Raw genomic sequence first — 13,018 nt, forward strand, 5'->3', positions numbered from 1 at the left:
TCTATTCCCCCCCTTTCAGTGCAGAAGGCTCTGCCACGGCAGGCATCTTTTGGGCAGACTCATCCCCTGGACTTACGGACAACTCAAACCGATAAGCGGCATTTCCGTAGGGACAGATAATATTTAGAGTAAATGTATTAAATATATCTTTGCAGGCTGATAATGGAGATAATATATAGCGGGTTTTGGAGCAGTGGCAACATGGAATCCCTTGTGAATCCAATAGTTCTGCGACTTTTTGTACGATATATTTCATATGCGAATCCGGAACGCAGGAATCATTTTTTGAAACGGTAATTTGTGTGTCCATGACAGTTTCTGAAACGGTGGCGGAACCGGATTCCACTACTGTAATATCTTCTGGCACATGGATTGGCAGTTGCATTTTCATGGCGATTTCCTCCTTGTCAATCATTACATCGCTGATGTTGAACATGACGGACAGGTAATTGTTGAGATAAATTACGCTTCCGTGTTTTCCTGTAAATGAGATGAGTGTGATGTATTCTTTTTCCTCAAGTTTCTTCAGAAGCCGGGAGACCGATGCCTTTGACAGTCCCCAACGGTCGCCCAGTGAATGAAAACTGGTAAGGGGATTGCCAGTATTGTTCCGGTAATATACAACCGGACCGGAATCCGAACCCTGTACGGTGGCATCGTTGTAGACAGCATGAATCCAAAGATCTAAAAGAATATCCATCTCCGAGCATTTCCCTATGCCAATCAGTTCATGGACTTTGACAATCGGGAAAAAGAAAAACCCTGTATCTTTTTTACAGGGATAGTTATATTCCAATATGGTGTTGTCTTTAGGCCAGTCGGTTATTTTGAATTTGACCAGCTTGTTTTTGCCAAGGAGAGAATAGGTAATATAATTCTGTTCTTCAAAAAACTTGAGGATAGATAATACCTGATGCTGGAAGCGGCAGCGGAACCAATTCTGAAGATCTGTGACGGAGCAGATCCATTCTCCGGGACCGACTGTGTAGGTGATGTGTTCCATCCGGCGATAGGATGTCCGGTAATTTGCATAGGAGCATAAAACCAGATAGTAAAAAAGAAAAGAGCCTCCGGTGGTTCGGATGCTCTTGGTGGTGATTAAAGTTTGTATGAAGTCACGGTAAATGCGACAACGTGGAAATTCCACGATTTGTTTGAGTTCTAATTGGTAATTCATAGTGATCTTCCTTTCAGAGTGTATTTAGTTATAATCGGATTTTTCAAAGTATTGGTATCAAGAAGAAGCCGATGGGAATATAGCAATTAGTTGTGCCGTTCATTGCATTTTTATTGCATTTTTAAAATTTAGATTATGTGGCTATTTTGTTTCATACTGTCTAAAAAGCCTTGAAAATCGTCTATATTCGTTAATACTCCGTACTGTCAATCTGGAGTTTGAGTAGCTTGAAAAATCGCGGAAAAGCCCATAAATAAAGGCTTTGCGTGGTGTCGAAAAGACCAAATGGAGTGCAAATGGAGTTTAAAAATTATTTTTTCCTCTTGTTTATATTCCAGATTCACCTGCAAATTTCGTGAAATCAGTTATTCTCATAAAATAAAATTAGAGTAAATATGAAGAACAGTTTGTTTTGATTGAAGTGATTTTCGTCAAGGCAGACTGTTTTTTTGTTGCCTGCATTTAGAAAACAGATACCACAGAAAGGTTCTTTATTTTCGATGAGCTTAAACTCCATGACACAGTAATCACACTGATGGAGAATTAAAAAACAAGAAAATTTGATAAATTTCGGAAAATGATGTCCGATTTTGCATCTGCCAGTACAGAGTATGTGAAGAGATAAATATTCAAAACATAGGAGGTACTGATTATGCAGAACAAATTATTTTTAAAGGCAGCCGATATATGTGAACTTCTGGAAGTAAAACAGACATCGGCTTATGAGATCATCGGAAATCTGAACAAGGAACTGGAAGAACAGGGATATCTGACGCTTAGAGGAAAAGTTCCGACAAAGTATTTTGTGAAGCGTTTCTACGGAGTGGAAGATACTTGTGAGATCCCACAGGAAGAGGGAAAGGAATGGTTTCATGCGTAAGAGAAAAATGTATTTATCAGTGGAAGACATTGCAGAACTCTTTGGATTATCAGTTTCGTTTGCTTACCGGGTGGTGGAAAGAATGAATGCCGATCTGGCAAGTAAGAACTATTATGTGATTCTCGGTCGGGTACCAGCCCGTTATGTAGAGGACAAGATCTATGGTCTGGAACATGTTGAGCAGTATTTGAAGGAGGATAAAGCGGTATGAGTATGGTGCAGGAAAAAATGTATATGGATGTGGATGATGTGTGTGCAATTCTTGGAGTTTCAAAAACTTATGCATATAGTCTGATGCGAGAATACAACAAAGAATTGAAGGCAAAAGGATATATTGTAGTAGCTGGAAAAATCTCTACGAAATTCCTGGCAGAAAAGATTTATGGCATGAAAGTCGAGGATTAGTAATGGGGGTTTACAAAGAAGGAAAAAACTGGAAAGTACAGGTCTATTACAAAGACTGGCAGGGAAACCGAAAAAGAAAACAGAAAAGAGGATTCAGGACCAAGGGTGAAGCTAAGGAATGGGAAAGAGATTTCCTACAACAGCAGAGCCAGGGTGTGGACATTGAATTTGGAAATTTTCTGGAAATTTATTACAAAGATATGGATGTCCGTCTCAGAGAAAACACTATGTACACGAAGCGATATATTATAGACCTGAAAATCAAGCCTTATTTTGAAAAGAAGATTCTCAGTGAAATTATGGTGGCAGATGTCCGTGCATGGCAGAATGAGTTGCTGACGTATAAGGATAAGAATGGAAAAGGATATTCTCCTACTTATCTGAAAACAGTGAACTGCCAGCTGACTGCAATTTTCAATTATGCCATGCGGTATTATAACCTGCAAGATAATCCCTGCAGGAAGGCAGGAGCGATCGGCAAGAGCAAAGGAGAACCGAAGGATTTCTGGATGCAGGAAGAGTTCAATGCGTTTCTGGAGACAGTAAGTGATAAGCCAGAAACAAGAATGGCATTTCTTCTGCTGTACTGGACAGGAATGCGTATCGGTGAATTGCTTGCCCTTACTTATAATGACATCAATCTCGAAGAGAAAACCATATCAATCAATAAATCTTATCAGAGATTGAAAGGAAAGGACATGATTACACAGCTGCCGAAAACTCCGAAGAGTATCCGTGTGATTACGATGCCGGATTTTCTTGCTGAGGAATTCCGGGAGTATTGTGGTCATCTGTATGGAATTATGAAAAAGGAAAGACTTTTTCGATTTACTAAATTGATGTAACAGGATAAAGCGAATTTGTTGAACCTAAAGAAAAAGAGCCTGTGGACGAAGTTGGCTGGATTGTTAGGAGAATATCAGAGCTTGGTGGTTATGAGAATGTCAGTGATTCTGTTAAGGTTGATATATTCGGATTTGATATTGCTGATGTTAGTGGAAGCATAAGGTTGTTTTCGGATGTGATGAAAAAACTTGGAATAAAGCTGGATGGGGATGAGCTTTATGAGGAGTTCCAGAGGATTTATGATGAAGCAGTTAGCAGAGATGTTGATAAAGGTAAGGCGGAAGATAAAATATGGAATAGAGGCAGAGGAAGATGATTCCGCTGCCCGTATTCCCCTTGCATATTTATTTGATAAAACGCCTGTTTTATGCTATGATAATGATTGTAAAATGAGCAGGAGGCATAAGTATAATGAAATTATCCTATAAAATAAGAGTATTAAGAGAAAAGTTTTTAATGACACAAGAAGATTTCGCAAAAGAGCTAGGTGTAGCGTCTTCGACAGTGAATAGATGGGAAACTGGAAAGGCTAGACCTAATATTGCTGCTATGAGAAATATAAAGGGATTTTGTGAAGAACGAGATTATCCTTATGAAGAAATAGAAAATGAATGGTTAAGTCATTAATAGGCTTAAACGTAATTTGTAACAATTAATTGAAAGGTAACATTATAAATGAATAAGTTAAAACGACACAAACAAATTAGAGTATTTGAAGGCTTCGCCGGCTATGGAGGTGCAACATATGGACTGCAACGAGCAGGGATAAATCACAAAGTTGTCGGATATTCGGAATTTGATAAATTTGCTTCTGCATTATATGATGCTAATCATACGGACAAAAAAGGAAAGCCTATACATAACTGGGGAGATATAACACAGATAAATCCAGAAGATTTACCTGAATTTGATTTGTTTACAGGAGGATTTCCTTGTCAACCATTTTCTACTGTAGGAATGCAACAAGGAGAAAATGATCAGTATGGAAGGGGAACATTATTATATGATATTTTAAGAATTTGTGCTGTAAAAAAACCAAAATATATTTTTATGGAAAATGTAAAGGGACTAGCTACGAAAAGGTTTGAAAATACATTCAATACGTTGAAGAATTCATTGAAAGAAATGGGATATGGAGATTTAAAATATGCGATACTTAATACAAAGGATTATGGAATTCCACAAAACAGAGAAAGACTATGGATGTTTGCTCGCTTAGGAGGATTGCCAGATGATTTCTCAATGACACCACCGACTATTGAAAATGGATTAAGATTGAAAGATTTTGTTGATGATAATCCAGAAGATTTCTTGTATTTGTCACAGAAACAGATTCAGAGGATAAAAGATTTTTATGGGATACCATCATTTGTTGTTTCAGAAGCATCTTGCTTTGATTTATACAATAGAAAGATAAGAGATGATGGCATTAGCATTACAATTTTAGCACCTGAGCATAATAAATTAAGATTGGTTGAGCCTACAGGTCCTGATGGGATAGAGATTGTTCGTAAATATTCGGTGACAGAACAATTTAGATTGATGGGATTTAAGAATGGAGAAATTGATTTTGCAAATCAGTCATATACACAGTTATCTAAGCGAGCAGCTAATGGTTGGGATGTAAATCTTGTTGGAATATTATTAAATCATATATGGGGGCAATTATTATGAAAATAGATTTTGCAACACTAGCATTTGGGCACAAGGTCAAAGGTAGAGGTTCAACGCCTAATTGGGCAACGGCGTTGGGGCAGGGAAAGGAACATAAAATAAATAATGATGCAGAAATTGATGAATTATTAAAAGGAATGGTATATTCCGCAGTTCCACTGGAAAAAGTTTCAACTAAAATAGGAAAAGGTGGAAATGTAGTTTTTGGAAATGTAGAGAACTCACCAGTAGTTTTAGCTGCTCTTTTTCAGAAAGTATATGTAAATGATGTGCTCATAGATGACGGAAAATATATTCTGTTAATTACAAGAGACACCTCTATGTCTCATGCAGGGAGACTTAGGGTTAAATATGGACCTAGTAATACATATTATGACAATGAAGATATATATTCTAATGATATCTTTATAAAACAGATGAAGAAACAATTAGGGTTAGGAGAAAATGCATGTTGGTTTGTATCAGATATAAATATTAGAAATCAAAATGAATTGATTCTAACAGCAACAATTGTTAATGCTACGGAAAATGTTGAATATGATGATACGAAGGCTTTACATATGGCATGGGGAAAACTTAACCCTACTTATATATATTCTATAGATAAGCAGAATAAAGGTGAAAAAAATAGAATAATATTTGGTGCACCGGGAACCGGTAAAAGCCATAAACTTGAAAAAGATAGTGCGGTTTTTGGTGATAATGTTGAACGGGTGACTTTTCATCCTAATTATTCGTTTTCACAATTTGTCGGTACATATAAACCTGTTCAGGGAGAAAAGCCAGGGGACATAACATATGAGTATGTTCCTGGACCATTTATGAGAGTTTATACACGAGCAGTAAATAATCCAGGTGAGGATTATTTACTTATTGTAGAAGAAATTAATAGGGGTAATGTGGCAGCAGTTTTTGGAGATATTTTTCAGTTATTAGATAGAAAAGATGGTGTTAGTGAATATCCGATTGCAACGACAGAAGATATAAAAAAATATTTGAGAAAAGAACTTGTGTGTTTGAATTATGAAGAAAATGATGAATATGGCAATAAAATATTTAAACAGAAGGATGAAGATAAATACACAAAAGAGGATATTAGTAAGTTATTATATATGAAAATTCCAGAAAATATGTATATATGGGCAACAATGAACAGTGCAGATCAGGGTGTATTTCCAATGGACACAGCATTTAAGCGTAGATGGGAATTCGAATATTTAGGTGTCAATGATGATGAGCAGGTTGCAGCAATAAAAGATTATGTCATACCAATGTGTTTTAAGGATAACAAAGCAGATCATTATATTGGATGGGATAGTTTAAGAACAAGGATAAATAACATTTTGACATCTGAAAAGTGTAAGGTTAATGAAGACAAGCTTTTAGGACCATTTTTTATATCTAAAAATATGTTAGACGAGATAAAGAACAATAAAGAGCAAATAGACGAATTAGAAGCAAAAGATGAAGCTTCTTTGACTGAGAGAGATAACGAAGAACTTAAAGATATGCATCAAAAAGAGAATAGTTATATAAAAGCATTTGAAAGTAAAGTAATCATGTATTTGTTTGAAGATGTTATGAAGATGCGTCCGGAGAACATATTTATAGGTCATCATAAAAAGAATGGAAAGATGATTTTTTCAGAAATATGTAAAGCCTTTGAGCAGGAGGGTGAAGGCATATTTGGAATTGAAGATTTGGAAAATATATAAAAAGGGGATGAGAGACAATGACGAAAGGTTTCTTTCGTGAAAGAAAGCATTATTCTTTACAGGAAATAACAGACAATTTAATTAACATAAATATGGAAGAAACCAGACGCATTGTCGGGATTCTTAAAAAATATGGAGTAGTTAAAGCTGTAAAAAAGAATAAGCCGGATTTTGATGATTTATCAAATGAAGATATTGTCTTGACTGATGTAATAGACAGCTCAAGCGATATAGAATATATATTTGATTATGTTGGAGTTGTTGTAATCGAGGGAAAAGTTTTTAAATGTTATCCTAAATATATCAAATCAACAGAATATTTATTTGAAAATCTAAAGCAGGTTCTAAAGGTTATAAAAAAATACAATGCATCAGAACAATTGATTTATCTGTTTAATGGAGAAGATGATAGTAAGATTTTTAATAGACTGGCTGTATCTATTCATTTGTTAGAGACATATTATGCTGATGGTTTGTATACAAATCAGAAAGAAATAATTGAAACAAATGGAGAAGGTGAGATTTTATGGGATAAGACTATAAATGAAACATTTGCAATTATACAGAATAACAAACCATATTATGTGGAATTACAGACTAAGAATACGATTGACAATGACTATGATTATTTTCGGCGGCTACATGAATGCGTTCTTACACAATGTAGTAGAGAATTATCAGATGCAGGACTTTTAGAATTGTTTGAATTGACAGAAGTCGAGCTGACACAAGAAGAACTGTCTGATTTTGGTGATGCGAGTTATATATTATATAGGTTGCAGTCTGAGATACAAACTCAATATATTACAAGGAAACAGAATCTTCTAAAAACAATATATACATATATTGCTAACGAGAAAACAGACAAAAATGATGTGAGCTATAGTTTATATGGAACTAATAGTTTTAACTTAGTTTGGGAAAAAGTATGTGCTGATAATTTTGGAAGTGTTCTAGATAAGAAAATAGTAGATCTTCCATTAAGCAATTCGGAATGGAATAAAGTTGAATATAAAGACAAAACATTAAGAAAAGTGATTAAATCACCAAGATGGAGACAAACTGAGTTCCCGGATGTAGAAGATCCGAAGGTGGAAACATTAAAACCTGATTTGGTATGCATATATCCGGTTGATGAACAGAAAAAAGATTATTGCTTTGGAATATATGATGCAAAATATTATTGTATAGATTATAAAATACATGGAGATAAAGCTATCATTAGTGGACAACCGGGAGTAGGGGATGTCACAAAGCAATATTTATATCAATTAGCGTTTGATGATTTTATTATGAAACAGGGATATAGATATGTGCAAAATATGTTTTTCTGTCCTGACGAAATTGGAGATAAGCAGTATGGCTGGGTACAGATGGAAATTCTAAATCATGTTGGAAATAAAAGATTGGAAAACATAGCCGTTGTGAAATTATGTGCATCAAATATGTATCAATTGTATCTTGATAATCAGACAATTAGTGAGAATGAGATTAATCAATATATACCAAATATAGGTAGACAGGAAGTATCAGAGCAAAATTTTGCTAATCGAATGCTGGCATATCTTATGCGTATCACAAACGCTAGTAAAATGGCTGAGGAAAAGCTTAAGATGAAGGTAGACAGAGGTAAATTGATATATCCTAGACAGATAAAAAGAGAACTTGGAGCCAAGATTATATATGATGCTATCTGCCCGGTTGCAAGCAAAGCTTTTTATGGATTTGATCCGTATGAAAAAGAAAATTATGGTGATATGGTCGCAGAGGATATAGGCAACTCTTATGGCAGATGTAATCAGATTGCAGATGCATCTATCGAAATAGAGAAAAAGATAAAAGAATTGTCTGAAAAGGAACTTCAGGATGAAAAGGTAATTATAGATATTCTCAGGAAGTGTTTTGAGGATAAAGAAGATATAGCATCTATGGCAGAAGGTGACAACTTGGAGCTGCTGGTTGAAAAGGTTATGGAATTGGTTAGGGAAGTGTATTTGTGATGAGAAGTTATTAGAATTGGAGTGAGCCATATATGGACAAAAAATTTAAATGGAATATGTTTATTACATCATTTATACCCTTATGGTTATCAATAATGGTATCAGATATTTGGAATATAGCTGAAAGTGGAATTAAAACTTGGAGACATTGTGATTCTATATGTATGAATGTTTTTAATATATGTAGAGAAAATTGGGTTTGTGTATTTGTTGTGTTAGTAATTGGGATATTGATGCTGACTAGTATTATCTCTATAAATAGATTTTTGAGGGATAAAAAAAGAAATAACACTCCACATAAGGTTAAGATAAAAAAAGCTTTAAGGGCTAATAAATTATCTTCAGAATTCCTGTTGGCGTATATTTTACCTATGATAGCTTTTGATTTTGCAGAGTTCAAAAGCGTGGTTTTATTTATAATTTATTTTGGAATGCTTGCTTTTTTATGCATTAGAAATAGTAATGTATATACTAATATATGGCTTGAAATAAAAGGGTATCGCATGTATTTATGTGATTTAGAGACTAATATAATGGATAGACCACATATTTATGAAGAGTGTTTAGTAATTAGCAAAAATAATCTTACTATTAAAATTGAGAATGATATAGAATGTTGGGATTTTGATAATTATATTTATATTGATTTAAGATAGGGATGGGAGGCATACAATGGATAAAGATTTACTCATTGAAATTATGAGCAACGCAAGAGAAAACATATATAGCTGGAGCTTATATTTTTTTAAGATAGATAGAAGAAATAATAATCCCTTTACTGCATATAAAATAAGGTTCAAGAATAATGAATACCTTCCAGAATATGCAAGAATATTAATTGATATGGTTGTAAAGTATCAGTTTGATAAAATTACAGAGATTAAAGATTATACAGGTGAAAACACAAAGGTTTCTTGCGATAGGATTGAAACGAATAATGTACTTGTTAAAGAGCAATGGGATTATTTTGTTGAAGATATAGCATGTGCTTCGGATGAAAAAATTGAAGGGAAATATAATGGATATGTACTAGAAGGAACCCCCTCTAACAATGATGGAAAATCATTGGTGTTTCTGAAAATGGCTAATCCTATAATTAATTTGAAAAATAAACGGAATGTTGTATTTACATTTGATGCGGATAATGAATTGGCTGAAATGACAGATGAGGTATGCAAGTTACGTATGGATGCAGACTGTATAGTGATTGATGAAGTAATATATTCATTCAACTATAAATTTGAAGATTTATTAAATATGGATAAGACAATGCAAAAAGTGAAAACTAAAGCACTTGAGAAGATTTTTGAACTTGATGCATTTGAAAATAAAGACGAGTTTGAACAAATGGCAAGGGCGTATAAGGCACCTAGAACTTTTATTACATTAAAAAGTGAACGCGTCAATCGGATAAAAAATAAGACAAAGAGAAAAGCAGTTGCAAGTATGTTGAATATTGAAATAAGCGATAATGGTAAGTTTGTTTTTAAGAATGAAGAAGAAGTTTCATTGTTGTTGAGATATTTGTGCTTTAAAGTATTTAAAGATGCTGAGACAAAAGATTTGCTTGAAGCAAGCAATGTAACAAAATTAGAATTGAATTGAAAAGAAATATTTTTATTTATAATACATAAGGCTGACTAAAAACAAGGAGAACGTATGGATGATATAGAAGACACTAATTATAAGTTTAATTCCCAAGATATTGAAAATATATGGTATATATTCTTTTGTTTAGCAGATTCAACATTTTCGTCTGTAGATGTATCTTATGGAAAAAAAGGACCATATATGTTATCTGGAGAGACAATGATGTCAATATGTAAAACCCTAGAGACTATTGATTTTTGTTGTAATAGAGATGCCTACTCGGATGCGTATACTTTATTACGGAAGTGTAGAGATGATTTAATGCAGTATTTATTTGTATTGAATGTTATACAGAACAAACATGGTTTAACGGATGAAGAAGCAGAAAAATTTACAATAAACTCGGAATCTATGATGAAAATGATAGAGTTAGATGTGTCTATATTGGTTTCAGGTAAAAGAAAAACCGACGCAGAACTAGCTATGGAAAAATGGATTTATAATGTATTGGAAAGCTCAGAAAACAAAGAAGATAGAAAACAATTTTTTGATACATCAAAATACAAATCATATTTGGTAAGTAATAATGAAAAGGTCGAATATATTTTTGATAATTTTCTTGTAGATAAGTGGTTGAGAGAGGACAGAAAGTTAAATAATTATGTCCATGCGAATGGCATTAGATTTGTAATGGATAATTATGTATATCAGAACAAAAAGGAAGATAAAGATAAAGAACTTATAGAGACACTTCAAAATATTACGGATATATTTTTGAGTTTGTTGTCAGTTATAGATAGTATTAAATTTCATTCGTCAGATTATCTTGATGCTTTAGAAATGGGGATGAAGCCACAGGAGGGAAGTCAATATTGGGTATGTCCAATAATTGTTGAATATATGAATGAAAGGTTTGATAAGAAACTATTACAGTATATTCAGAATAATGAAGGAAATGGCATGCAATTTATGGCAGAATATTATGCTGATTAATAAATACAGGAGGCGATTAAATGACAACCGAATTGATGAGAAATTTGCTCACAAATGATGAGAAAATAACAATTGAGTACAAGACATGTCAGCATGGAATACAGGAAGATGTTTATGAAACAGTGTGCTCATTTTCTAATAGATATGGTGGCTATATTATCGTGGGCGTAGAAGATGATGGAACACCAATCGGGATTAATAGAAATATGAGTAAAGATATGAGAAAAAACTTTGTTAATCAGCTTAACAATTCTGATAGAATGTCACCTACACTATATCTTTCCATAGAAGAATTTGAATATGAAGGTAAATTATTATTATGGGTGTATGTACCACCAACATCAACTGTCGAAAAATGTATTAATAGAATATATGACAGAAATGAAGATGGGGACATGGATATTACAGATTCACCTATTCAGTTACAAAATATGTATAACAGAAAAAGCAACACATATGCGGAGCACAAGATATTCCCATATGTTACAACGGAAGATCTACGCATGGATTTGATGGGTAAAGTAAGAAATCTTGCAAGGAGCAAAAATCCGGATCATCCTTGGTTGAAAATGTCAGATGATGAAATTATGAAGAGTGCCGGATTATGGGAAAAAGATTTTTCATCAGGTATTCAAGGATATAATCTTGCAGGTGTGTTATTGTTTGGCAAAGATGATGTGATAAGGTCTTGTTGTCCTGGATATATTACCGATGCCTTATATAGGGTTGAGAATTTAGACAGATATGATGATAGATTGCAGGTAACAACTAATTTAATAGAGGCATATGATCTTTTAATGGAATTTGTTGCAAAGCATACATCAGATAAATTTTGCTTAATCAACAATATTAGCACGAGTATTAGAGGTATTATCTCAAGGGAGGTTATTGGTAATATACTTGTGCATAGAGATTATTCAAGTGCATATCCGGCAAAGGTGATTATCGAAAAGGATTGGCTGAGAACAGAAAATTGGTGTATTCCTAGACGCCATGGAAATATTATGAGTGATGAGTTTACTCCTTATCCAAAGAATCCTTTAATTCAGCAATTTTTTGCTAATATTGGTAGAACAGATACTATCGGCTCGGGAGTAAGAAATCTTTACAAGTATACGCCAATGTATTCAGATGGCGGTAAGCCAGAGCTGATTGAAGATGATGTATTTAGAATTAATATACCATTAGACAGAATAGCTGCAGATGAAGCAACAGAACAGAAAACATTATCTGAAAGAGAACAGAAAATTTATAATATGATTTGCGAGAACCTGCATTTGTCAGTTGAACAGGTAATGGCAGAATTGGATATATCAAGATCAACAGTGTTTAGAGATTATGCGAAAATTAAGAAAGTAACAGGTGCCGTTTACGATAAAAAGACTTCAACATGGGCCTTGTAATGAGACAGTCTCAAGTTAGTCTCAACAAAGTCTCATAAATTTTGACACTTTATGAGACTAAAGAAAAATCTAAAAACGTGATAAAATCGGGACTTTTAGCGTGTTGGAAAAACTTAGTCTCAAATCAGTCTCAACTTAGTCTCATTTTTAAGGTGAGGTTATGAGACTGAGTTGAGACTAATGCCAGAATTGATTGAAGATACAAATTCTGATTAGATGATGCTTGTGATGAAGAGGAAAAAAGGAATCAGCAGAAAAAATCATCAGAATCAGCAGAAAAGTCAGCAGATTCGAAAAATATGGAAAGAATGGAATTAACAGAAAGGCATCAGTAG

Annotated in this window: 13 protein-coding genes and 1 pseudogene; 13 read left to right on the forward strand and 1 reads right to left on the reverse strand. The window is 33.8% G+C overall.

Annotated elements, in window-relative coordinates; genetic code table 11:
• Position 1: 1 nt before the first annotated feature.
• A complete protein-coding gene (locus LQE94_RS05545; protein ID WP_240577167.1) occupies positions 2 to 1,177 on the reverse strand; it encodes a MarR family transcriptional regulator in 1,176 nt (391 codons plus the stop codon).
• A gap of 652 nt (positions 1,178 to 1,829) precedes the next feature.
• Between LQE94_RS05545 and LQE94_RS05550 the strand changes: the two genes are divergently transcribed.
• The 13 genes and pseudogenes from LQE94_RS05550 (at position 1,830) to LQE94_RS05610 (ending at position 12,683) form a co-directional block, all read left to right on the forward strand.
• Positions 1,830 to 2,057 (forward strand): hypothetical protein, encoded by a 228-nt coding sequence (locus LQE94_RS05550; RefSeq protein WP_008705329.1) that lies wholly within the window; start codon positions 1,830 to 1,832, stop codon positions 2,055 to 2,057.
• Positions 2,050 to 2,268, forward strand: a complete 219-nt coding sequence (locus tag LQE94_RS05555) for a hypothetical protein (RefSeq protein WP_240577168.1) — start codon at positions 2,050 to 2,052, stop codon at positions 2,266 to 2,268. Before LQE94_RS05550 ends, LQE94_RS05555 begins: the two co-directional genes overlap by 8 nt.
• Positions 2,265 to 2,462 (forward strand): hypothetical protein, encoded by a 198-nt coding sequence (locus LQE94_RS05560; RefSeq protein WP_055054342.1) that lies wholly within the window; start codon positions 2,265 to 2,267, stop codon positions 2,460 to 2,462. The genes LQE94_RS05555 and LQE94_RS05560 overlap by 4 nt, the downstream gene beginning before the upstream one ends.
• Before the next feature lie 2 nt (positions 2,463 to 2,464).
• Positions 2,465 to 3,298 (forward strand): annotated as a pseudogene (locus LQE94_RS05565) (Arm DNA-binding domain-containing protein); the annotation flags it as partial.
• 50 nt (positions 3,299 to 3,348) lie between these two features.
• Positions 3,349 to 3,624: a hypothetical protein gene (locus LQE94_RS05570; RefSeq protein ID WP_240577170.1), complete on the forward strand. Its 276-nt coding sequence runs from the start codon at positions 3,349 to 3,351 to the stop codon at positions 3,622 to 3,624.
• A 95-nt stretch (positions 3,625 to 3,719) separates the two neighbouring features.
• Positions 3,720 to 3,935: a helix-turn-helix domain-containing protein gene (locus LQE94_RS05575; protein ID WP_240577171.1), complete on the forward strand. Its 216-nt coding sequence runs from the start codon at positions 3,720 to 3,722 to the stop codon at positions 3,933 to 3,935.
• Between the two features lie 48 nt (positions 3,936 to 3,983).
• A complete protein-coding gene (dcm, locus tag LQE94_RS05580) occupies positions 3,984 to 4,982 on the forward strand; it encodes a DNA (cytosine-5-)-methyltransferase (protein WP_240577172.1) in 999 nt (332 codons plus the stop codon).
• Positions 4,979 to 6,697, forward strand: coding sequence for an AAA family ATPase (locus LQE94_RS05585; protein WP_240577173.1), 1,719 nt, complete (start codon positions 4,979 to 4,981; stop codon positions 6,695 to 6,697). The genes dcm and LQE94_RS05585 overlap by 4 nt, the downstream gene beginning before the upstream one ends.
• A 17-nt stretch (positions 6,698 to 6,714) precedes the next feature.
• On the forward strand, positions 6,715 to 8,697 hold the full coding sequence (locus tag LQE94_RS05590; RefSeq protein ID WP_240577174.1) for an LlaJI family restriction endonuclease: 1,983 nt from the start codon (positions 6,715 to 6,717) through the stop codon (positions 8,695 to 8,697).
• A 32-nt stretch (positions 8,698 to 8,729) separates the two neighbouring features.
• Positions 8,730 to 9,353, forward strand: a complete 624-nt coding sequence (locus LQE94_RS05595; RefSeq protein ID WP_240577175.1) for a hypothetical protein — start codon at positions 8,730 to 8,732, stop codon at positions 9,351 to 9,353.
• A gap of 16 nt (positions 9,354 to 9,369) precedes the next feature.
• Positions 9,370 to 10,302, forward strand: a complete 933-nt coding sequence (locus LQE94_RS05600; protein WP_240577176.1) for a Kiwa anti-phage protein KwaB-like domain-containing protein — start codon at positions 9,370 to 9,372, stop codon at positions 10,300 to 10,302.
• 54 nt (positions 10,303 to 10,356) lie between these two features.
• The gene (locus tag LQE94_RS05605) at positions 10,357 to 11,280 is read left to right on the forward strand and encodes a hypothetical protein (RefSeq protein ID WP_240577177.1); all 924 of its coding nucleotides are present in this window, start codon (positions 10,357 to 10,359) and stop codon (positions 11,278 to 11,280) included.
• 20 nt (positions 11,281 to 11,300) lie between these two features.
• Complete coding sequence (locus tag LQE94_RS05610; protein ID WP_240577178.1) at positions 11,301 to 12,683, forward strand: RNA-binding domain-containing protein; 1,383 nt, start codon at positions 11,301 to 11,303, stop codon at positions 12,681 to 12,683.
• Positions 12,684 to 13,018: the final 335 nt, after the last annotated feature.

The organism is Mediterraneibacter sp. NSJ-151, from assembly GCF_022487435.1.
Taxonomy (GTDB): Bacteria; Bacillota; Clostridia; order Lachnospirales; family Lachnospiraceae; genus Schaedlerella; species Schaedlerella hominis.